Annotated in this window: 19 protein-coding genes and 1 pseudogene; 10 read left to right on the top strand and 10 right to left on the bottom strand. The window is 71.2% G+C overall.

What is annotated here, in order from left to right; translation table 11 throughout:
- The first annotated feature begins 70 nt into the window (after nt 1-70).
- A complete protein-coding gene (locus tag OG975_RS12415) occupies nt 71-1,792 on the top strand; it encodes a cytochrome bc complex cytochrome b subunit (RefSeq protein WP_406329173.1) in 1,722 nt (573 codons plus the stop codon).
- On the opposite strand, the gene OG975_RS12410 is transcribed toward OG975_RS12415, so the two are convergent.
- Both OG975_RS12410 and OG975_RS12405 read right to left on the bottom strand, forming a co-directional pair.
- Nucleotides 1,767-2,756, bottom strand: a complete 990-nt coding sequence (locus OG975_RS12410; protein ID WP_406329172.1) for an acyl-CoA dehydrogenase family protein — start codon at nt 2,754-2,756, stop codon at nt 1,767-1,769. The genes OG975_RS12415 and OG975_RS12410 overlap by 26 nt on opposite strands.
- Entirely contained in the window at nt 2,756-3,901 is a 1,146-nt protein-coding gene (locus OG975_RS12405) for an acyl-CoA dehydrogenase family protein (RefSeq protein WP_406329171.1), read from the bottom strand. Before OG975_RS12405 ends, OG975_RS12410 begins: the two co-directional genes overlap by 1 nt.
- 82 nt (nt 3,902-3,983) lie before the next feature.
- Here OG975_RS12405 and OG975_RS12400 point away from each other — a divergent pair, with 82 nt between their 5' ends.
- From OG975_RS12400 to OG975_RS12390, 3 genes are read left to right on the top strand one after another with little or no spacing between them, the layout of a single operon-like run.
- Nucleotides 3,984-4,775 carry an SDR family oxidoreductase gene (locus tag OG975_RS12400; protein ID WP_406329170.1) on the top strand — a complete coding sequence of 264 codons (792 nt, stop codon included), beginning with the start codon at nt 3,984-3,986 and terminating at the stop codon, nt 4,773-4,775.
- Between the two features lie 57 nt (nt 4,776-4,832).
- A complete protein-coding gene (locus OG975_RS12395; RefSeq protein WP_381256374.1) occupies nt 4,833-5,444 on the top strand; it encodes a TetR/AcrR family transcriptional regulator in 612 nt (203 codons plus the stop codon).
- Nucleotides 5,445-5,467: 23 nt separating this feature from the next.
- On the top strand, nt 5,468-6,625 hold the full coding sequence (locus tag OG975_RS12390; RefSeq protein WP_406329169.1) for an acetyl-CoA C-acetyltransferase: 1,158 nt from the start codon (nt 5,468-5,470) through the stop codon (nt 6,623-6,625).
- Nucleotides 6,626-6,710: 85 nt separating this feature from the next.
- Here OG975_RS12390 and OG975_RS12385 read toward each other — a convergent pair whose 3' ends face one another.
- Genes OG975_RS12385 through OG975_RS12365 form a run of 5 tightly spaced genes read right to left on the bottom strand, consistent with a single transcriptional unit; the run spans nt 6,711 to nt 10,814 of the window.
- Nucleotides 6,711-7,349 carry an SIMPL domain-containing protein gene (locus tag OG975_RS12385; RefSeq protein WP_406329168.1) on the bottom strand — a complete coding sequence of 213 codons (639 nt, stop codon included), beginning with the start codon at nt 7,347-7,349 and terminating at the stop codon, nt 6,711-6,713.
- A gap of 9 nt (nt 7,350-7,358) precedes the next feature.
- The gene (locus tag OG975_RS12380) at nt 7,359-8,423 is read right to left on the bottom strand and encodes an NAD(P)H-dependent flavin oxidoreductase (RefSeq protein WP_406329167.1); all 1,065 of its coding nucleotides are present in this window, start codon (nt 8,421-8,423) and stop codon (nt 7,359-7,361) included.
- Nucleotides 8,423-9,172, bottom strand: coding sequence for a CoA-transferase subunit beta (locus OG975_RS12375; RefSeq protein WP_406329166.1), 750 nt, complete (start codon nt 9,170-9,172; stop codon nt 8,423-8,425). The genes OG975_RS12380 and OG975_RS12375 overlap by 1 nt, the downstream gene beginning before the upstream one ends.
- On the bottom strand, nt 9,169-10,035 hold the full coding sequence (locus OG975_RS12370; RefSeq protein ID WP_406329165.1) for a CoA transferase subunit A: 867 nt from the start codon (nt 10,033-10,035) through the stop codon (nt 9,169-9,171). The genes OG975_RS12375 and OG975_RS12370 overlap by 4 nt, the downstream gene beginning before the upstream one ends.
- Complete coding sequence (locus OG975_RS12365) at nt 10,032-10,814, bottom strand: enoyl-CoA hydratase family protein (protein WP_406329164.1); 783 nt, start codon at nt 10,812-10,814, stop codon at nt 10,032-10,034. Before OG975_RS12365 ends, OG975_RS12370 begins: the two co-directional genes overlap by 4 nt.
- A 91-nt stretch (nt 10,815-10,905) precedes the next feature.
- Here OG975_RS12365 and OG975_RS12360 point away from each other — a divergent pair, with 91 nt between their 5' ends.
- Both OG975_RS12360 and OG975_RS12355 read left to right on the top strand, forming a co-directional pair.
- Nucleotides 10,906-11,646: an SDR family oxidoreductase gene (locus OG975_RS12360; RefSeq protein WP_406336247.1), complete on the top strand. Its 741-nt coding sequence runs from the start codon at nt 10,906-10,908 to the stop codon at nt 11,644-11,646.
- 1 nt (nt 11,647) lies between these two features.
- Nucleotides 11,648-12,562 (top strand): SDR family oxidoreductase, encoded by a 915-nt coding sequence (locus tag OG975_RS12355; RefSeq protein WP_406329163.1) that lies wholly within the window; start codon nt 11,648-11,650, stop codon nt 12,560-12,562.
- Nucleotides 12,563-12,786: 224 nt separating this feature from the next.
- On the opposite strand, the gene OG975_RS12350 is transcribed toward OG975_RS12355, so the two are convergent.
- Nucleotides 12,787-13,515, bottom strand: a complete 729-nt coding sequence (locus OG975_RS12350) for an ankyrin repeat domain-containing protein (protein ID WP_406329162.1) — start codon at nt 13,513-13,515, stop codon at nt 12,787-12,789.
- Between the two features lie 107 nt (nt 13,516-13,622).
- Nucleotides 13,623-14,519, bottom strand: coding sequence for a hypothetical protein (locus OG975_RS12345; protein WP_406329161.1), 897 nt, complete (start codon nt 14,517-14,519; stop codon nt 13,623-13,625).
- A 260-nt stretch (nt 14,520-14,779) separates the two neighbouring features.
- On the opposite strand from OG975_RS12345, the gene OG975_RS12340 reads away from it, so the two are divergent.
- Nucleotides 14,780-15,562, top strand: a complete 783-nt coding sequence (locus OG975_RS12340) for a S1 family peptidase (protein WP_406329160.1) — start codon at nt 14,780-14,782, stop codon at nt 15,560-15,562.
- A 193-nt stretch (nt 15,563-15,755) separates the two neighbouring features.
- Nucleotides 15,756-18,809: pseudogene (locus tag OG975_RS12335) on the top strand (endo-alpha-N-acetylgalactosaminidase family protein); the annotation flags it as partial.
- Here OG975_RS12335 and OG975_RS12330 read toward each other — a convergent pair.
- Nucleotides 18,701-20,518 carry a glycoside hydrolase family 35 protein gene (locus OG975_RS12330; protein ID WP_406329159.1) on the bottom strand — a complete coding sequence of 606 codons (1,818 nt, stop codon included), beginning with the start codon at nt 20,516-20,518 and terminating at the stop codon, nt 18,701-18,703. The pseudogene OG975_RS12335 and the gene OG975_RS12330 overlap by 109 nt on opposite strands.
- Nucleotides 20,519-20,614: 96 nt before the next feature.
- On the opposite strand from OG975_RS12330, the gene OG975_RS12325 reads away from it, so the two are divergent.
- Together OG975_RS12325 and OG975_RS12320 are read left to right on the top strand one after the other, a co-directional pair.
- On the top strand, nt 20,615-21,499 hold the full coding sequence (locus OG975_RS12325) for a helix-turn-helix domain-containing protein (protein ID WP_406329158.1): 885 nt from the start codon (nt 20,615-20,617) through the stop codon (nt 21,497-21,499).
- An 11-nt stretch (nt 21,500-21,510) separates the two neighbouring features.
- Entirely contained in the window at nt 21,511-21,855 is a 345-nt protein-coding gene (locus tag OG975_RS12320) for a chorismate mutase (protein ID WP_406329157.1), read from the top strand.
- Nucleotides 21,856-21,902 lie beyond the last annotated feature (47 nt).

Below are 21,902 nucleotides of genomic sequence, written 5' to 3'. Positions count from 1 at the left end.
ACGGGATCACGACGCCCCGTTGGCTTCGGCGAGGTGGCATGCCACCCTGGTGGGCCGAGGGGGGCGGTGCATGGGCGTGCGAGAGAGCAACTCAGGCCGGGCTACGGGGACTTCGAGTGCCGGGACTTCAACTGCCGGGACTTCGACTGCCAGGACTTCGTCCGTCGGGACTTCGCGTGCCGGGCGGCCAGGCGAGACCGGCAAGGGGGAGCGGCTCGCGGACTGGGCCGACGAGCGGCTGGGTATCTACGCGCTGGCCAAGGCCAACATGCGCAAGGTCTTTCCGGACCACTGGTCGTTCATGCTGGGCGAGGTCTGCCTCTACAGCTTCATCGTCCTGATCCTGACCGGCGTCTATCTGACCTTGTTCTTCGAGCCGAGCGGGGTCGAGGTCGTCTACCACGGCTCGTACAAGCCGCTGAACGGCATCATCATGACGCGGGCGTACGAGTCCACGCTCGACATCAGCTTCGATGTGCGCGGCGGCCTGCTGATCCGGCAGATCCACCACTGGGCGGCGCTCGTCTTCCTCGCCGGGATGCTCGTGCACATGATGCGGGTGTTCTTCACCGGCGCGTTCCGCAAGCCGCGCGAGGTCAACTGGCTGTTCGGCTGGACCCTGTTGATGCTCGGCCTCATCACCGGTCTGACCGGCTACTCGCTCCCCGACGACCTGCTCTCCGGCACGGGCGTCCGCTTCGCGCAGGGCGCCATCCTGTCGGTCCCGGTCGTGGGGACGTATCTCTCCTTCTTCCTCTTCGGAGGGGAGTTCCCGGGGCACGACATCATTTCGCGCTTCTTCCCCATCCATGTGCTCCTGCTGCCGGGGATCATGCTGGGGCTGGTGGTCGCGCATCTGATCCTGGTCTTCTACCACAAGCACACGCAGTACCCGGGGCCCGGCCGCGACCAGAAGTCCGTCGTCGGCATGCCGTTCATGCCGGTCTACATGGCCAAGGCGGGCGGCTTCTTCTTCCTCGTCTTCGGCGTCCTGTCGATCATGGGCGCGATCGCCACCATCAACCCCGTCTGGGCCTTCGGGCCCTATCGGCCGGACCTGGTGACCACCGGCGCGCAACCCGACTGGTATCTGGGCTTCTCCGAGGGACTGATCCGGGTGATGCCGGGATGGGAGATCAACGCCTGGGGCCACACCCTCCAGTTGGGCGTCTTCATCCCCTTCTCGCTCTTCCCGCTCATCATGACCGCCATCGCCGTCTATCCGTTCATCGAGGCGTGGGTCACCGGGGACAGACGTGAGCACCACATCCTGGACCGGCCGCGCAACGTGCCCACGCGCACCGGCCTCGGCGTCGCCTGGCTGACGCTGTACGCCGTCCTGCTGGTCGGCGGGGGCAACGACCTGTGGGCCACCCACTTCCATCTCTCGATCAACGCGATCACCTGGTTCGTACGGGTCGCCGTCTTCGTCGGGCCCGCGCTCGCCTACGTCGTGACGAAACGGATCTGTATGGGGCTGCAACGCCGGGACCGCGACAAGGTGCTGCACGGGCGCGAGTCCGGCATCATCAAGCGGCTCCCGCACGGCGAGTACGTCGAGGTCCACGAACCGCTCACGCCGGCACAGCGGTTCACGCTCACTCAGCACGAGCAGGCGCCGCCGTACGAGGTGGGACCGCTCGTCGACGCGAACGGCGTGGTCCGCCGCGTCGGCCCCGCCCGGCGGCTGCGCGCCCGGCTGGCCCGGGCCCTGTACGGACCGGACACGCGGATCCCGAAGCCGACGGTGGAGGAGTACCGGGAGCTCACGAGCGAGGACCATCACCACTGAGCCCGCCCAGGACCGCCGCCCTGCACTCGGCCGGGCTGCCCCACGCGGTGCGCAGGGCGCGGGCCTTGGTGAGCCAGAGGGAGAGGTCGTACTCGGCCGTGTAGCCGATCGCGCCGTGCAGCTGGAGGGCGGTACGGGCGGTGGCGTACGCGGCTTCGCAGGCCGTGACCTTGGCGGCGGCGACGTCTGCCGGTGTCATCGACAGGGCGGCCCCGAACAGGAGCGGCCGCGCGAACTCCAGGGCGATCCTCGCGTCGGCGAGCTGATGCTTGACGGCCTGGAACGAGCCTATGGAGACGCCGAACTGGGTGCGCTGCCTGACGTACGCCACAGTACGGTCGAGGAGCGCGAGCCCCGCCCCGAGGGCCTGCGCGGCAGTCGCGAGTCGGGCCCAGCACAGGGCGTGGGCGGCGGCGCGGGTGACCTGGGGGCCGGTGGCCAGGAGTTCACCGCCGGGTTCCGGCCGGGCGAGGCGCCGGGCCCGGTCCACCGACGGGCGCACCGGGCCGTGGCCGGGCGCGAGCCGCAGGCCGGCGCCGTGCACGGCGAGCAGGACCGTCGCCGCGTCCGCGTCGAGCGCGTAGGAGTCCGTCAGGGCGAGCGTGGCGACGCTCTCGCCCGAGGCGAGCGCCGGCAGGAGCCGCTTGGCGGGGCCCGACTCGTCGAGCCCGCAGAGCAGCGCGGCCGCCGCCACCGTCTCCACCAGTGGACCCGGAACCCCGTGGCGGCCCAACTCGACGAACGCCACGGCCAGTTCGACGGGCAGGGGGCCCACTCCGTCGTACGCCTCGGGTATCGCCAGCGCGAAGACGCCCGCGTCGGCGAGGCGGGACCACAGGGCGCGGCCGGGGGTGTGGTCGCCCTCGGCCCAGGCGCGGATGGCCGAAGGGGTGTTCGCGGAGGTCAGCATCGCGTCGAGGGAGGCGGCGAAGGCGCGCTGTTCGGTGTCGAGGAGGAAGCGCATCAGCGGCGACCCTTCGGGAGGCCGAGCAGGCGCTCGGCGATGATGTCGCGCTGGATCTCGTTGGTGCCCGCGTAGATCGGTCCCGCGAGGGAGAAAACGTAGTCCTCGGACCAGTCGGTGTCCGCCAACTCGCCCTCCGGGCCGAGGAGGTCGAGGGCCGTCTCGTGCAGCGCGATGTCGTACTCGGACCAGAAGACCTTGTTCAGGCTGGACTCCGGGCCGATGCTCTCGCCGTCGAGGAAGCGGGAGGCGCTCGCGTACGTGAACAATTGGTAGGCGCGGGCGCCGATCACGGCGTCGGCCACCCGGTCGCGCAGGGCCGTGTCCGAGGGGTCGGCGTGGGTGCGCCAGAGGTTGATGAGCCGGTCGGCGGCGGCGAGGAAGCGGCCCGGTGAGCGCAGCGTCAGCCCCCGTTCGTTGCCCGCTGTCGACATGGCGACCCGCCAGCCCTGGCCCGGCTCGCCGATCACGTCCTCGTCGGGGACGAAGACGTCGTCCAGGAAGAGCTCCGCGAAGGCTGGTTTGCCGTCCAGGCGGCCGATCGGGCGGACGGTCACGCCGGGTGCGCGCAGGTCGAACATCAGGTAGGTGAGGCCCTGGTGGGGTTTCGGGGTGTCCGGCTCGCTGCGGAACAGGCCGAACGCGCGGTCGGCGAACGCGGCCCGCGACGACCAGGTCTTCTGCCCGCCGAGCAGCCAGCCGCCGTCCGTGCGCACCGCGCGGGAGGTGAGGGAGGCCAGGTCGGAGCCGGCCCCGGGCTCGGACCAGGCCTGTGCCCAGATGACCTCGCCCGTGGCCATCGGCGGCAGCACGCGCGCGCGTTGCTCCCGTGTGCCGTGGTCGAAGAGCGTCGGCGCGAGGAGGCTGATGCCGTTCTGGCCGACCCGGCCCGGCGCGCCCGCCGCGTAGTACTCCTCCTCGAAGACCAGCCACCGGACGATGTCCGCGCCCCGGCCGCCGTACTCCGTGGGCCAGGACACCACCGACCAGCGGTCCGCTGCCAGTTCGGCCTCCCACGCGCGGTGCGCGGCGAAGCCCTCCTCGGTCTCCAGCGAGGGGAGCGGGACGGACGGGACATGGGCGTCGAGCCAGGCCCGGGCCTCGGCGCGGAACGCCTCGTCGGCGGCGGAGTGGGCGAGATCCATCGGCGGCACCCTTCGGGGACGACGTTCGGTGACAACCTTCTGAGCCTTCCCTAACAAGTGTTTGGTAGGTTAGCGTGGAGTCATGAGCGACGTCGAGAGCCCGGCGTACGTACCCGGGCACGGGCTGCTGAAGGGGCGCTCCGCCGTGATCACCGCCGCGGCGGGAGCGGGTATCGGCGGGGCCACGGCACGCAGGTTCCTGGAGGAGGGCGCGCGCGTGCTGATCAGCGACGCCCACGCGCGCAGGCTCAAGGAGAGCGAGCAGTCGCTCGCCGAGGAGTTCGGCGCCGCGCGGGTCGCCTCCCTGCCCTGCGACGTCACCGACGAAGACCAGGTCCACGCCCTCTTCGACACGGCCGCCGGTCTGCACGGCGGCCTGGACATAGTCGTCAACAACGCCGGCCTGGGCGGCACCGCCGACCTCGTCGACATGACCGACGAGCAGTGGTCGAAGGTCATCGACGTCACGCTGAACGGCACGTTCCGGTGTACGAGGACGGCCCTGCGGCTGCTCAAGGAGCAGGGCGGCGGGGGAGTCGTCGTCAACAACGCCTCCGTCATCGGCTGGCGCGCCCAGGCAGGCCAGGCCCACTACGCCGCCGCCAAGGCCGGGGTCATGGCGCTCACCCGGTGCGCGGCGATCGAGGCCGCCGCGTACGGGGTGCGGGTCAACGCCGTGTCGCCGAGTCTCGCCATGCACCCGCACCTCGTGAAGGTGACCACGCCCGAACTCCTGGAGGAGCTGACCGCGCGCGAGGCCTTCGGGAGGTACGCCGAGCCCTGGGAGGTGGCCAACGTGATCGTGTTCCTGGCGTCCGGCTACTCCTCGTACATGACCGGAGAAGTCGTCGCGGTCAGCAGCCAGCATGCATAGGTGCGAGGCCATGGCCGGCATGCGTGGTCCTTTGGCGCGGAGGACCACAATGGACCCGTGCCTACCAAGAAGAAGCCCCAGGTGACCGCCTCGCCGGAGCGGCGCCGTGAACTGCTCGACACCGCCGCCGAGGTCTTCGCCGAGCAGGGCTACAACGCCACCACCGTACGCAAGATCGCGGACGAGGCCGGGATGCTCGCGGGCAGCCTCTACTACCACTTCGACTCCAAGGAATCGATGCTGGAGGAGATCCTGCGGACCTTCCTCGACGAGCTCTGGAACGGGTACGACGCCGTCCTGGACGCCGAACTCGGCCCCCGGGAGACCCTGGAGGCCCTGGTCACCGAGTCCTTCCGGGAGATCGACCGGCACCGTGCCGCCGTCGCGATCTACCAGAAGGAGTCCCGGCACCTCGCGGCCCAGCAGCGCTTCGCGTTCCTCGCCGAATCGCAGCGCAACTTCGAGAAGGCGTGGCTGAGCACCCTGGAGCGCGGCGTCGAGGCCGAGGTCTTCCGGGCCGACCTCGACATCCGGCTCACCTACCGCTTCGTGCGCGACACCGTGTGGGTCGCCGCGTCCTGGTACCGGCCCGGCGGACAGCACAGCCCGGAGGAGATCGCCCGCCAGTACCTGTCGATGGTGCTCGACGGGATCGCCGTACGTGAATGACCCATGTCTGTGAGGGAGTTGTCATGGCCGAGGCCTACATCGTCGAAGCGGTCCGCACCCCCGTCGGGCGGCGCAAGGGAGGCCTGAGCGGTGTCCATCCGGCCGACCTGGGCGCGCATGTCCTCAAAGCCCTCGTCGAGCGGTCCGGTGTGGACCCGGCCGCCGTCGAGGACGTGGTCTTCGGCTGCCTGGACACGGTGGGGCCGCAGGCCGGGGACATCGCCCGCACCTGCTGGCTGGCGGCCGGACTGCCCGAGGAGGTGCCGGGCGTCACCATCGACCGGCAGTGCGGGTCCTCCCAGCAGGCCGTGCACTTCGCGGCCCAGGGGGTCCTGTCCGGCACCCAGGACCTGGTGGTCGCGGGCGGCGTCCAGAACATGTCGCAGATACCCATCGCCTTCGCCTCCCGTCAGGCGGCGGAGCCCCTGGGCCTGACCGCCGGCCCCTTCGCCGGCAGCGAGGGCTGGCGGGCGCGCTACGGCGACCGGCCCGTCAACCAGTTCCACGGCGCCGAGCTGATCGCCGCCAAGTGGGGCATCAGCCGCCGTGACCAGGAGGAGTTCGCCCTCCGCTCCCACCAGCGGGCGATCCGCGCCATCGACGAGGGCCGGTTCGCGCGCGAGACGGTGGCGTACGGCGAGGTGACCGTCGACGAGGGGCCGCGCCGGGACACCTCGCTGGAGAAGATGGCGGGCCTCAACCCGGTCGTCGAGGGCGGCACCATCACCGCCGCCTGCTCCTCCCAGGTCTCCGACGGAGCCGCCGCGATGCTCCTCGCCTCCGAGCGGGCGGTACGGGAGCACGGGCTGACCCCGCGCGCCCGCGTCCACCACCTCTCGGTACGCGGAGAGGACCCCATCCGGATGCTCTCGGCCCCCATGCCGGCCACCGCGTACGCCCTGAAGAAGACCGGCATGTCCCTCGACGACATCGACCTCGTGGAGATCAACGAAGCCTTCGCCCCGGTCGTCCTCGCCTGGCTCAAGGAGACCGGCGCCGACCCCGACAAGGTCAACGTCAACGGCGGCGCGATCGCCCTCGGTCACCCCCTCGGCGCCACGGGCGTGAAGCTCATGACCACCCTGCTCCATGAACTCGAGCGCACCGGCGGCCGCTTCGGCCTCCAGACGATGTGCGAGGGCGGCGGCCAGGCGAACGTGACGATCATCGAACGGCTCTGACACCTCCGCCGCCCCGAACCCGAGGCCTCCCGAACCCGAGGCCTCCCGAGCCCGAGTCCTTCTGGGGCCCAGGGGCGCAAGAGCTCTAGCGGGTCAGCGAGAAGCCCAGCCACACCGCGGCCGCGACCTCCACCATGCCCGGTGCGAGGTCGCCGCCGCCTGCGCCGCCGGCATTCTGGCCGTGGCCGCGGTAGGGCGTGACCGAATCCGGATCCACGTCCTCGACATGCACCACCGGACCCAGCGAGACATCGGCGGCCTCCGCGTAGACCCCCGCCTTGCGGCGGGCCGCCTCGACCGCTCTGCGCCGGGCCTCGTCGCGCAGCGCGGACTTGTCCTGTACGTCGAAGAGGACATCGTCGACGTGGTTCGCGCCCGCGTTCACCGCGTCCACGATCAGCTGCTGCAGCGCGTCCAGGTTCGTGGTCTCGATGGTGAACGTCGCCATGCAGCGGTAGCCGAGGAACTTGCGGTCGGCGCCGTATCCGTCGTACGCGGACTTGAGTGAGAGCCGGGAGCCCGACACCTTCGCGTCGGGTATGCCGTGCCGGCGCAGGGTCTCGCGCAGCGCCGACACCGCCGTGCCCGCCTTGTCGAAAGCCTTGTCCGCCGTCGGCGCGAGCAGGTCCACGGCCAGCTTGAGGCGTGCGAGCTGCGGCTCGGCCTGCACGCTGCCCGTGCCGAACACACTGAGACCCCAAGGCTGTCTGATCGTCTGATTCATGCGGGGGATTCAAACACCTTCGCGGTCGGACAGAGCGGAAAATCCACTGATGACCGCCTCCGCCTGAACCATGATCCGCTCCACCAGCTGCGCGCACGAGGGGAGTTCGTCGATCACCCCGGCCACCTGCCCGGCTGCCATCACCCCCAGATCCGTGCGCCCCTCGACCATCGACGCGCGCAGCAGCATCGGCGCGTTGGCCGCGAGCAGCACCTGGCTCCAGGACAGGTCCTTGCCGTGCTTCATCGCGAGCCCGTCGCGGATCATCTGCGGCCAGGAGAGCCCGGACAGCTTCCGGAAGCCGGCGGCCCGGCGGGCGGCCTGCACGAGGGCCTTCGTACGGCCGGACTTCTCCAGGGAGCTGACGAGGTCCGTACGGAGCATGCGGTGCGGGAGTCCGTCCACGGCCGTGGTGACGGTGACGTCCTTGACTGTCGCCGCCAGGTACTTCGCCTTCACCGCGTCCGGAACCGTCGAGTCCGAGGTGAGCAGGAAACGGGTGCCCATGGCGATGCCCGCCGCCCCGTACGCCAGCGCCGCCACCAGCCCCCGCCCGTCGTGGAAGCCGCCCGCCGCCACGACCGGGATGTCGACCGCGTCCACGACCTGCGGCAGCAGTACGGTCGTCGCCACTTCACCGGTGTGCCCGCCGCCCTCGCCGCCCTGCACGAGCACCGCGTCGGCGCCCCAGGCGGCGACCTTCTCGGCGTGCCGCCGGGCCCCGACGGAGGGGATGACGACCACGCCCGCGTCCTTCAGTTCGGCGATCAGCTCGCGCGAGGGAGCGAGCGCGAAGGACGCGACGCGCACGCCCTCGTCGATGACGATCCGTACGCGGTCACCCGCGTCGCCCGCGTCGGCGCGCAGATTCACGCCGAACGGCTGGTCCGTGCGGGATCCCACCTCCCTTACAGAGTTCCGGAGCTGGTCGAGCGTCATCGTCGCGGAGGCCAGGATGCCCAGCGCGCCCGCGTTCGCCGTGGCCGACACCAGGCGGGGGCCCGCCACCCAGCCCATGCCGGTCTGCACGATGGGGTGGCGGACTCCGACGAGCCGGGTCAGCGCGGTCTCCATCAGAGCTCGGCCTTTCCCGCTACGGGAACCTCGCGGTTCCTGGTGCCCTGGGGGTCGATGACCTCACGGATCAACTCCAGCTCCCGTGACGTCGGTTCGCGCGTGTACGGCACCTGATCGGGGACGTGCAGCTCGAAGCCCGTCGCCTCCCTCACCCGCTCGACCGTGACGCCCGGGTGCAGCGAGGCGAGGCGCATCGAGTGATCGGGCGTGGCGAAGTCGAGGACGGCGAGGTCGGTCACCACGCGCGGGACGCGGTGGAAACGCGTGGCGCTCGGGCCCGCCGCGGCGGCGCGGTCGTACCCCACCCCGCACACCATGTCGACCCGCTCGACGAAGACGCGCGGTGAGTGCTTGGGGACCCAGTAACTGGTCGGGTTGTTGAGGGTGTTGACCGGGGCTCCGCGCACGCCGAGCAGTTGGCGTGTGGGCCTGGCCCAGTCTCCGATGCAGGAGATGTTCTGGTTGCCGAAGCGGTCGATCTGGCTCGCGCCCATCATCACGTGCCGACGGCCGCCGGTGACCATCGTCAGATGCCGACGGTAGGGCAGCCAGCCCTCCGGTGTGCCGTCGAGGCCGACGAGCATCGCCTCGCCGTCGGTCATCAGCAGGTCGGGCGAGAAGGTGCGCCTGGCGAGGCGTGCGCCGATGGACGGGATCACGCCCATGGGACTGGCGAGCACCTCGCCGTTGTCCCGCCAGGCCTCGGCGCAGGCGATCACGCAGTACTCGGCACGGGTCGCGGTCACTGGTTCCGCTCCTTCCGCCAGGCCTGGACGGCGCGCTGGTAGGCGTGTTCGCCGCCGCCGAGGAAGCGCTCGGCGAACTCGGCGTACGGCGTCGTGGCGTACAGCTTCTGGAAGGCCTCGTCGCGCCCGTAGTCGGGGACGCACGAGGTGAAGTGGGCGCCGTTCGGGGTCTCGACGACGCCCGTCACGCTCGACCGGTCGAGCAGCAGCGTCTGCGGCGCGGCCTCCTTGGTCAGCTCCGCGGTGTCGACGACGCGCTCGCAGGAGACGTACGCCGTGTCCGCGGCCTCGCAGAACAGGTCGTCGAAGTACGGGTCCGGCCCCAGATACTGGCCGTTGCCGAGGCGGTCCGCGCGGTTCATGTGGACCAGGGCCGCGTCCATGCGCAGGGCGGGCATCGCGACGAACTCCTCCCGTGTCCCCGAGGGCCCGTCGGCGTACGGCGAAGTGACCGTCCGCAGGCCGGGGTTGACCCGCATCACGTCCGAGCCGATGCCCGCGCGCACCGGCAGGAACGGCAGCCGGTTGGCGGCGGCGCGCAGCCCCCACATGAACATCGCCTCGTCGACCTCCATCAGCTCGAAGGTGCCGCGCTCGCGGGCCGCCCGGTAGTGCGGTTCGAGCGGGATCGAGTCGAGCGTCGCGAAAGCGGTGACGAGCTTGCGTATCCGTCCCGCGGCGGCGAGCAGGCCCACGTCCGGGCCGCCGTACGAGACCACCGTGAGATCGGTGATCCCGGTGTGGAGCAGCGCTCTCACCAGGGCCATCGGCTTGCGGCGCGAGCCCCAGCCGCCGATGCCGAGGGTCATCCCGCTGCGCAGCCGGGAGACCGCCTCGCCGGGAGTCATGGTCTTGTCGCTCACTCTCCAGCCCCCTCCTTCTCGATCTTTCCGGCCTCTCCGGCCCTTCCGAAGGTGTCGCGCACACGGTCGGCGACCCCGCTGAGGTTCGCCTCGAAGGTGAAGCCCTGCTCGAAGCGGTAGCTGCGGCGGACGTCGACGGGGTCGATGCCGTTGATGGCGGCCTTGGCCAGGCGGATCAGCTGACCGTCCTTGGCGGCTATCTCGCGCGCCAGCTCCAAGGCCGCCGTCCGCAGTTCCTCGCGCGGCACGACCTTCCACACCGAGCCGTGCGCGTGCAGCTCGGCCGCGGTCGCGGTGCGCGAGGTGTAGTAGAGGGCGCGCATCAGGTGCTGCGGGACCAGCCGGGCCAGATGCGTGGCCGCGCCGAGCGCGCCGCGGTCGAGTTCGGGCAGCCCGAAGGTCGCGTCCTCGCTCGCCACGATCGCGTCCGCGTTCCCCACGAGCCCTATCCCGCCGCCCAGACAGAAGCCCCGCACCGCCGCGACGACGGGCACCTCGCACTCGTACACCGCGGCGAAGGCCTCGAAGCAGCCGCGGTTGGCGCCTATGAGCGTGTGATGGCCCCCGGTGTCCCGCTGCATCTCCTTGATGTCGACGCCCGCGTTGAAACCGCGCCCCTCCGCCGTCAGCACGACACAGCGGATCCCGGGGTCGCGGCCCGCCGCGCGGACGGCGTCGGCCAGGTCGAACCAGCCCCGCACCGGCAGTGCGTTCACCGGCGGGAAGTCGACCGTGACGACGGAAATCCCCTTTTCCGGGGACGAGGTGGAGACACCCATGCGCGCATCAGCTACCTTTCCACCAAACGTTTGTTAGGCACATCTCGAAGCTAGCAGCGATTGCATCCGCGCGGGAGGCCCTGTGGACAACCTGGATCTCGGAGGCAGGACCGTCGTCGTCACCGGCGGCACCCGCGGGGTCGGGGCCGGCATCGCGCGGGCGTTCGCACGGGCGGGCGCACACGTCGTGGTCTGCGCGCGCAGGCCGCCCGAAGTGCCGGTGGAGGGAACCGACTTCGTGCCCGTCGACCTGCGCGACACGGCCGCCGTGCACGCCTTCTTCGACGCCCTGCCCCGGCTCGACGTCCTGGTCAACAACGCGGGCGGCGCGCCCTACCGGCCCCTCGCCGAAGCGGACGCGGCACGGCACGCACGCGTCATCGAGCTCAACCTCACCGCCCCGCTCACCGCATCGATCGCCGCCTACGAACACCTCAAGCGGACCAAGGGCTCGGTCGTGATGATCGGCAGCGTGAGCGGAACGCGGCCGTCGCCCGGCTCGGCGGCCTACGGGGCGGCCAAAGCGGGCCTGGAGAACCTGGCCCGCTCGATGGCCGTCGAATGGGCCCCCGACATCCGGGTCAACATCCTGGTCGTCGGCATGGTCCGCACCGAGCTGGCCCACCTGCACTATGGCGGCGAGGACGGTATCGCCGCCGTCGCGCGCACCGTCCCGCTGGGCCGCCTCGCCCAGCCGTCCGACATCGGCGAGGCGGCCGTCTTCCTCGCCTCCGACGCCGCCGCCTACATCACCGGGGCCTCGCTGCTCGTCCACGGGGGCGGGGAGCGGCCCGCCTTCCTCGATGCCGCAACCGCCAACAAGGAGAACTGAGATGAGCGCACGGCTGCTGTGTGAGGGGCGAGTCGTGATCGTCACGGGCGCGGGCCGCGGACTCGGCCGGGCCCACGCGCTCGCGTACGCCGCCGAAGGCGCGCGGGTCGTCGTCAACGACCTCGGGGTCGGCCTCGACGGCACACCGGGACCGGACAGCCCCGCCCGGCAGGTCGCGGACGAGATCCGCGCGGCGGGCGGCGAAGCGATGGCCCACGGCGGCGACATCGCGACGACCGACGGCGCCGCCTCCCTCATCGGCGCCGCCCTGGAGACGTACGGCCGTCTCGACACCCTCGTCAACAACGCCGGGTTCCTGCGCGACCGGATGCTGGTCAACCTCGACGAGGACGACTGGGACGCCGTGCTGCGCGTCCACCTCAAAGGGCACTTCCTGCCGCTGAAGCACGCGGCGGCGCACTGGCGGGCGGAGACCAGGGCGGGCCGGACACCACAGGCCCGAGTCGTCAACACCAGCAGCGGAGCAGGGCTGTTGGGATCGGTCGGGCAGGGCAACTACAGCGCCGCCAAGGCCGCAATCATCGGCCTGACGCTCGTCGCCGCCGCCGAGATGGGGCGGTACGGCGTCCAGGTCAACGCGATCGCTCCCGCGGCCCGCACCCGGATGACCGAACAGACCTTCGCCGAGACCATGACGGCCCCCGGCTCAGGCTTCGACGCCATGGCACCCGAGAACGTCTCACCCCTGGTGGTCTGGCTCGGCTCGGCCGCGAGCGCGGGCGTCACCGGCCGTGTCTTCGAGACCGAGGGCGGACGGATCACCGTGATGGAGGGCTGGCGGCCGGGCCCGACCGCGGACAAGGGGGCGAGGTGGACGCCGTCGGAGGCGGGCGAGGCCACGTTGAAGCTGCTGGCGGAGGCGGAGGTTCCGGGGGCGGTGTACGGATCGCGGTAGCGCGATCATCCGTTCCTGGGGGCTGCGCCCCCAGACCCCCGCTAAAAGACTGCGCAGTTCCCCGCGCCCCTGAAATGCGGGGTGGTTCGTCGGCTGCGGGACAGTGGGGGTTGCTCGCGCAGTTCCCCGCGCCCCTAAACAACCGCTGGCCCGCCCCGGGTTCTTTTAAGGGGCGCGGGGAACTGCGCGGCCGGCCCCCACCCACCCGCAGCCGAAGAACCGGCCTATCCCGATCCCAGGAGCGTGGCTATCTCGGCATGGGCCGTCTGCTGGTCGTCGCCGGCGAAGGGGCGGCCCTCCGTGTCGAGGAGTTGGACCTCGATGGTGATGCCGCTGTCCTCCGGGTGGCGATGGGCGACCGACTCGTGGCCCGGGCCGTGGATCTGTTCCAGGCCCGCGCGGAGTCCGGCTTCCACGTCCAGGGGAACCCAGCGGCGGGCCTCCGCCAGGGCCTCGGACCTCGCTTCGGCTCCCTGGGCGAGGAGGGCTCGTACGCACCCCAGCGACCCCCGCCGCGCGGCGGCGACCAGCGGTGGCTCACCGGTCGGACCGGGACGGTTCGGGTCCGCGCCGGCCGCGAGAAGGGTCTCCACCACCGGAGCGTGGCCCCGCCGCACCGCCCAGGCCAGGGCCGTGAAGCCGAACGCCTCCACCGTGTCCGGGTACGCCCCGGCCGCCAGCAGGGCACGGGCGACCGCCGTATGGCCGCCGCAGGCCGCGCCGCACAGGGGAGCGTCCGTCGCCTGGCTGAGCCGGTCGGGGGCGGCGCCGGTCGCCAACAGCAGCCGTACGATGCCGGGCTGGTCGCTCACCGCCGCCAGATACAGCGCCGTCTGGCCGTCCTTGTCCACCGACTCCGGACTCGCGCCGGAGCGCAGCAGCCGTACGACCGCGTCCTCGTCACCCTCGTACACAGCGGTGAAGAGACGCGCCGCGGGGTCGTTCGTGCTCATCCTTCGACCCTCGCTCGCGAAGGACCCGGGAGGCAAAGCCTTTTGGGGTGTTCTGTCTCACCCCTTACGTGCTCAGCCCTGAGCTCACCCCATACGTGCTCACGCTTTTACGTGTCGCACTCCAGCACCGTCCGGCACAGCGCGCACCGCGCCCGTACCCGGCCGCGCACCGGCACCCTGATCCGCTGGTGGCAGGTAGGGCAGGGGAAGGACACGTGCAGGGGACCGCGGCCGTGGGGGGTGAAGTCGTAGGGGACGCCGAGGTGGGGGCCGGAGGAGTGGTGGTCCTGGGCGTGACGGCGGTCCTTCGCGTAGCGGCGGCGGCCCGTCCAGCCGGCGGCGGTCAGCGGGGGCTGCTGTTCGTCGTGGCGGGCCTGCGCCATGCCCTTGGTGTACGCGGTGTACGCCTGCGGGCTGGTGAACCAGATCGAGGGGTCCTCACCGAAGACGAGGGCGCGTTTGGCGAGGACGTACCCGAACTCCTCCGGCGTCAGATACCCCAGCTTCTGGGAGGAGGCCGCGTCCTCGCGGTAGGCGTCGAGGAGCAGCCAGCCCGCGCCCAGATATGTCGCCGCCGTGTCCGTGAGGATCTCGTTGTCGCGGGTGCCGGGGAAGGAGAGGTCGAGGCGGTGCAGATAGACGTGCATCACTTCGTGGGCGAGGGCGGCGCCGATGTCCCTGCGGTGGGTGCGGAAGCGGTCGTTGAGTTCGATGAAGTACTCGGGGCCCGCGGCGAGTTCGACGTTCGCCGCGTGGGTCATCTCGCGGAAGCCGATGATCATCCGGGCGTCCGGCAGCCGGTAGTGCCGCACCATCTCGCGGGCCACGCGCTGTGCGCCCAGGTGCAGGTCGTCGGTGTCGGCGAAGGCCACGTCGACGGGGGCCACGCTGGTCGCGAAGGTGTGGATGGTGTCGTACGAGAGCCGCTTGTAGAGCGCGGTGATCGACGCCCGCACCGTGTCCAGATGCGGGTAGCCGTGCTTGACGGGTCCGCCGTTCGCCACGTCCGCACCCCCTGAAGACGCCAGCACTGGATTCCACAGCAGTGGCTTCCACTCTAAGCCGGGTTCCTCCCGGCGGCGGGGGGTGCGCGGGCGCGCCGTGCCCTGTCTGGCCGGAATGCGGCCCTTGCCCGGGGTGCGCGAGGGTCCCCATAATCCCCACCAGCTTGGCAGGGGCATGCCATGGCTGCCGGAGGGCCACTTCGGCGGGCCATGCCGGCAGGCCCCCGCCTCGCGTTCAACCCCCCACGAAAGGAAGCACGTTGAAGTCTCTCAAGAAGTCCGGCGTCATCAGAAGAGTGCTCGCCATCGCAGCGGTCACGCTCGCCGCGGTGTCTCTCCAGCCGCTGTCCGCGCAGGCCGCGCCCGCGCCCGTCGTCGGCGGGACCCGGGCCGCGCAGGGCGAGTTCCCGTTCATGGTGCGGCTCTCCATGGGCTGCGGCGGCGCCCTGTACGCCCCGAACATCGTCCTGACCGCCGCGCACTGTGTGGACGGCTCCGGCAACAACACCTCCATCACCGCCACCGCCGGCGTCGTCGACCTCCAGAGCAGCAGCGCGATCAAGGTCAAGTCGACGAAGGTGCTCCAGGCGCCCGGCTACAACGGCAAGGGCAAGGACTGGGCGCTGATCAAACTCGCCACGCCGATCAGCCAGCCCACCCTGAAGATCGCCACCACCACCGCGTACAACAACGGCAACTTCACCGTCGCCGGCTGGGGTGCCACCCGCGAGGGCGGCGGCCAGCAGCGCTACCTGCGCAAGGCCACCGTCCCCTTCGTCGACGACGCCACCTGTCAGCAGGCGTACGGCAGCGATCTCGTCCCCGGTGACGAGATCTGCGCCGGATTCGTCCAGCAGGGCGGAGTCGACACCTGCCAGGGCGACTCCGGCGGGCCCATGTTCCGCAAGGACGACACGGGTGCCTACATCCAGGTCGGGATCGTCAGCTGGGGCCAGGGCTGCGCGGAACCCGGGTACCCCGGGGTGTACAGCGAGGTCTCGACGTTCGCGGCCGACATAGCCCGGGCGGCGTCCGGACTGTAGGCGCCGCGATCGTCGCACGTACGTACGTCTGAGGGTGTGGGCGCCCGTGACCCCGGTTGCGGGCGCCCCGCTGCGCCGGTCCCGTTAGTCCAACTGCTGTCCCTCCTTTGTCCATGGGCACGTTCACCTCACGCGGCGCAGGCTGACGGCACGGAACGCCGCCCCCAGGAGGAGTGCCTTGCAGCCCTCAGCCATGCCCTCGGACACCTTCGCCCCCACCCGCCGTGCCGTCGTCGCGGCGAGCGCCGCCGTCGGAATCGGGGCCGCGCTCGGCACGCCCGGCGCGGCCTCGGCGGCCACCGCCTCCGGCGAAGACATCACCATCCGCTCCGGCGCCCTCGAAGTCCGCGTCGCCGCCGCCTTCCCGCGGATCGTCTCCTACACCGACCGTGCCACCGGCGCCGTCCTGCACGGCCAGGAGGACGAGGTCACCTCCGTCCTCATCGACAACGCCGAGCGCACCCCGACGGTCACCACCACGGCGGGCGACACCGCGGTCGCGTACCGCCTCGCCTTCGACGGCGGCACCACCATCGACGTCGAGATAGCAGTGACGGACCGTCAAGTCACCTGGCGCGTCACGGAGATCGCCGACACCGGCGCCCTCCCCGTCGGCACCCTCCGCATCCCCGGCCTCGCCCTGCTCTCCGTCCGCAGCGACCAGCCCGGCGCCCAACTCCTCGCCGCCCGCATCCAGTTGGACAAGTCCAAGAGCGGCGACACCCTGCTCACCCCGACCGCCGACAGCCCGGCCGACACCGCCACCGGATGCGCGTACGCCGTCGTCGCGCACCACGCACTCGCCGGCGCCGTCGAGACGAACACCGTCTACGACAAACCCGTCAGCGCCGACGGCACCACCTGGGAGAACGGCCGCCTCTGGCGCCAGACCATCCGCAAGGACGGCTACGTCAAGGCCCAGCTCACCCCCGGCCAGTGGACCCACCGCGCCGCGACCGCGACCGACACCGAACCCCTCCCGTACGCCACGGTCATCGTCACCGGCGACCGCAACGGCGACGGCGTGATCGACTGGCAGGACGCGGCGATCGCCTTCCGCGACATCATGGTCACCCCGCTCGGAGCCGACGAGACCCATCTGCGCGTCGTCCCGCACATCCCCTTCAACTTCGCCTCGCAGGCCACCAATCCGTTCCTCGTCACCCTCGACAACGTCAAGCGGATCTCCCTCGCCACCGACGGACTACGGCAGTTCACGCTCCTCAAGGGCTACCAGTCCGAAGGACACGACTCCGCGCACCCCGACTACGCGGGCAATTACAACCAGCGCGCCGGCGGCCTCGACGACCTCAACACCCTGGTCAGGGAAGGCAAGAAGTGGAACAGCGGCTTCGCCGTCCACGTCAACGCCACCGAGTCCTACCCCGTCGCCCACGCCTTCTCCGAGACCCTCGTCGACAAGACCAACGAGCAGTGGGACTGGCTGGACCAGTCCTACCGGATCGACCAGCGCCGCGACCTCGTCTCCGGCGACATCGCCCAGCGCTTCGCGGACCTGCGACGCGACGCGGACCCGGCCCTCAATTCCCTCTACATCGACGTCTTCCGCGAGTCCGGCTGGACCTCCGACCGCCTCCAGCGCGCCCTGCGCGACCAGGGCTGGCACGTCACCTCCGAATGGGGCCACGGCCTGGAGCGCTCCTCGCTCTGGTCGCACTGGGCGACCGAGACCGACTACGGCCCCGACACCTCCCGCGGCATCAACTCCCAGCTCATCCGCTTCATCCGCAACCACCAGAAGGACGTCTTCGCCGACAAGTGGCCCACCCTGCTCGGCATCGCCCGCATGGGCAACTTCGAGGGCTGGACCGGCAAGACCGACTGGACCTACTTCTACGACCTCATCTGGGCCCACTCACTGCCCGCCAAGTACCTCCAGGCGTTCCCGGTCAGGACGTGGGCCGACCACGAGATCACCTTCTTCGGCTCCACATCGGTGTCGGACGCCGACGGCACCCGCCGCATCACCACCGACGGACGGCTCGTCTACGACGGCGGCAGCTACCTCCTGCCCTGGGAGCCGAAGCGGCCCACGAAGCTCTACCACTACAACCCCCAGGGCGGCAGCACCAGTTGGCAGCTCCCGCGCGCCTGGGAGGGCCTTGCCCGCATCGCCCTGTACCGGCTCACCGACCAGGGCCGGGTGTTCCAGAAGTACGTCCCCGTACGTGACGGCAAGGTCACTCTCGACGCCACGCCCAAGCAGCCGTACGTCCTCCACCGCACCCGAGTCTCCGACACCCCCGACCCCGCCTGGGGCCAGGCCACCCCTCTCCACGACCCGGGCTTCAACTCCGGCTCCCTGAAGGGCTGGACGGTCAGCGGCCCCGCCTCCGTCCAGCTCAGCGATCTCGGCGACTACGAGCTGGTGATCGCCTCCGGCGGCGCGGCCACCGTCGCCCAGCGGCTCACCCGCCTCAAGCCCGGCCCGTACGCCGCCTCCGTCCAGGTCGAGGTCGGCGAGAGCGCGGACGACACCCGCAGAGCCTGTCTCCAGGTGCGTACCGCCGACGGTGTCACGGCCGTCAACTGGACCAAGACCTCCACCGCGGGCAACTACGTCGCCGCCGACCGCAAGCACGGCACCCGCTTCCAGCGGATGGTCACGTACTTCACCGTGCCAGAGGGCGGCGGCCGGGTCGACCTCACCCTGCGCGCCGACGCCGGGCACGCGCGCGTGCGGTTCGACAACGTCCGCGTCGTGCCCGCACGGCAGCCCTCGAAGCAGGGCACCCTCGTTTTCGAGGACTTCGAGAACGTCCCCCAGGGCTGGGGCCCCTTCGTCAAGGGCGACGCGGGCGGGTCAACCGACCCGCGCACCCATATCGCCCAGCGGCACGCCCCGTTCACCCAGCGCGGCTGGAACGGCAAGGCGATCGACGACGTCATCGACGGCTCGGAGTCCCTCAAGTCACGAGGCGAGAACGACGGCCTGGTCTACCGGACCGTCCCGCACACGGTCCGGTTCGAGCCGGGCAAGCGCTACCGGGTCACCTTCCGCTACGAGAACGAGAAGGCCGGGCAGTACGCCTGGATCACCGCCGCCGACCAGGGAGCGACGACCACCGAACTCGACCGCACCGCCCTCCCCGTGGCCACCGAGCCCACCGAACTGGCCTACGAGTTCACCGCACCCGGCGAGGGCGAGGCCTGGGTCGGGCTCCGCAAGGTGGGGGACGACGGCTCGGCGGAGTTCGCGCTGGACTCGTTCGAGGTGACCGAGGTGAACGACGTCTCCTGAAGCTCCAGCACCCACACCTCGTTCACGCCCTCACGCAGGACCGGACCGGGAACGTACAACTCCCGCTGCGGTCCGACCGACCAGTACCGCCCCAGATCGAACCCGTTGATCCACACGAACCCCCGGGTCCAGCCCGGGAGTTCCAGCAGGGCGTCCCCGGCGCCGCGCACCTCGACGGTGCCGCGGTACAGACCGGGGGCGCCGTCCCCCGGGAGCCCCGCGAAAGGCACCCGCCCGACGTCGTCCAGCGCGTCCAGCCGCAGCCCCCGCGCCCGCACCCGGTGCAGATACTGCCGCTCGTGCAGCACACCCCCGGTGACGCCCTTCGGCTCACCCGTACGCGGCCCGTAGTTGACCCTCCCCAAGGACTCCACCCACAGCTCCACGCGCGCGTGCCCCGCGACCGGCTCCTTCAGCTGCGGCTCCTCCTCGGTGAGCACCCCGGCCCGCACACCGTCGACGTACACCACCGCGAGATCCCGCAGCCCGCGCAGCATGAGCGGATACGGCTGCCGGGGACCGGGCACGGTCACCTCGTACTTGACCAGGCCCCGGTCCACGTCCAGTTCCTCGAAGGTCGGCGGCACCGGATACTCACCCGCGGGGTCGCCCGACGACTCCAGTACGGCGTCCAGGGAGGCCCATTCCCGAAGGACGACCGGCGCGGACGTACCGAGCCGCGCGGGCGGCGACGGTACGTCGGGCAGCGGCCCGTCCGCGTACCCGGCGAGGATCTCCCGGAAGCGCCAGAACTTCTCCGTGGGGCGCCCGAGTTCGTCGATCGGCGCGTCGTAGTCGTACGAGGTGACGTCCGGCTCCAGCGGGCCGTCGTGCAGTGCGCCGCCGCCCCGGTTGGCACCCGCCCAGCCCGCGAAGTTCGTGCCCCCGTGCGCCATGTAGAGGTTGACCGACGCCCCGCACTCCAGGATCTCCCGCAGCGCGTCCGCGGCGTCCCCGGGATCCCGTACGACATGGCCGGCGCCCCAGTGGTCGAACCAGCCGCACCAGAACTCCATGCACATCAACGGGCCCTCGGGCCGGTGGCGGCGCAGCGTCTTGAACGCCTCGCGCGCGTGGGAGCCGAAATTGGCGGTCGCCAGGACGCCGGGGACCGAACCGCCGGTGAGCATGTGGTCCTCGGGCCCGTCCGAAGTGAACAGCGGCACGCTCACCCCCTCGGCCCGCAGCAGGTCCGCCAGCCACCGCAGATACACCTGGTCCGAGCCGTAGCTGCCGTACTCGTTCTCGACCTGCACCATCAGCACCGGCCCGCCCCGGTCGGTCTGCCGCGCCACGATCTCCGGCAGCAGGACACGGAACCAGCGCTCCACGTGCCCCAGGTACTCCGCGTCCCGGGTGCGGAGCTTCCCCGTCAGCCAGTGCGGCAGCCCGCCGTTGTCCCACTCCGCGCAGATGTACGGGCCCGGGCGCACGATCGCCCACAGCCCGGCCTCCCGGGCCGCGTCCAGGAAGCGGCCCAGCTGCTGGACGTCCCGGAAGTCGCCGGGGCGCGGCTCGTGCAGGTTCCACGGAACGTACGTCTCCACACAGTTGAGGCCCATCGCCCGCAGCATCCCGAGCCGGTGCGCCCACTGCTCCTCGTGCACCCGGAAGTAGTGCAGTGCGCCCGACAGCAGCCGCACCGGGCGTCCGTCCAGCAGAAAATCCGTGTCCCCCACCGTGAACTCGCTCATGGGCACACGATCACCCCTGGCGGCCGGCCACGTCCATGGACAAAGATCGTCGCTGATTGGACGCAAGCAGTACCGAGCCGGGCAGGAGGAAACGGGATGTACCACACCTGGATGCGCTATTTCACTCCCGCTCCAGCCCACCACCGCCTCGGCCTCGCCTGCCTCGGTGTCGGCCTCCAGTACGGCGAACTGCCCGTCGTCGGACCCCGCACCCTCGACCACCACGTCGCCGTCGTCATCAGCGCGGGCAGCGGCTGGTACCGCACCCCCGACGGACACCGCCACCCCGTCACCGCACCCGCCCTGATCTGGCTCACCCCCGGCGCACCACACCACTACGGGCCCGACCCCAGCTGGGACGAGTGCTTCGTCGACTTCACCGGACCCGCGACAGCCACGTACACCGAACTCGGCTACATCGAACCCGACCGGCCCGTCGTACCGCTCGCCGACGCGGGCGCCGCCCGCACCGTCGTCGGCCGCATCGCCCGCGCCGCCCGCCGCGGCAACCCCCTCCTGGAAGTGGAGACCGGCGCCGCCGTCCACGAACTCCTCGTCGCCCTGCGCCGCGCCCGCGCCGACCTCGCCCCCGACGGCGACGAAGTCCTCCAGGCCCTCGCCCGCGACGCCTTCCAGCCCCTGTCCGTCGCCGAACACGCCGCCCGGCACGGCATGACCCCCGCCGAACTGCGCACCGCCGTCCGCCGCGGCGCCGGATGCAGCCCCAAGGACTACCTCCTCGGCATCCGCCTGGGCCGCGCCAAAGAACTCCTCGCCGCCACCGAACTCCCCGTCGCCGCCGTCGCCCGCCGCGTCGGCTACGACGACCCCGCCTACTTCTCCCGCCTCTTCACCCGCCGCGTCGGCATCGCCCCCGTCCGCTTCCGCGACCGGCAGGGCCGAACCGTCCCCGGCGGCTGGAGCAACCAGATCCCCGACCCCGACAGTCCACCCATGATCGAGCCCCCGCACGCCCCGTAGGGTTGGATGTCATGACCACCAGCAAGCCCCAGGAAGTCGACCCCGCCGTCCGCGCCGAACTCGACCGGCTGCGCGACAGCATCGACAACATCGACGCCGCCGTCGTCCACATGCTCGCCGAGCGCTTCAAATGCACCCAGCAGGTCGGCCACCTCAAGGCCGCCCACCAGCTGCCGCCCGCCGATCCCTCCCGCGAGGCCCACCAGATCGCCCGGCTGCGCCGCCTCGCCGAGAACGCCAAGCTGGATCCGGCCTTCGCCGAGAAATTGCTGAATTTCATCATTGCCGAGGTCATCCGCCACCACGAGCGCATCGCGGACGGCACCGGCAACACCACCGCCGCCACGGGGGAGTGACACCGGGCGCTCCGAGCGTGCATCCTGCGCGGAGCACTCCCTGCCAC

The sequence above is a fragment of the Streptomyces sp. NBC_00203 genome, from assembly GCF_045206325.1.
GTDB lineage: Bacteria > Actinomycetota > Actinomycetes > Streptomycetales > Streptomycetaceae > Streptomyces > Streptomyces lutosisoli.
Note: the sequence above shows the minus strand (reverse complement) of the source record. Positions and strands in the feature narration are given on the sequence as shown.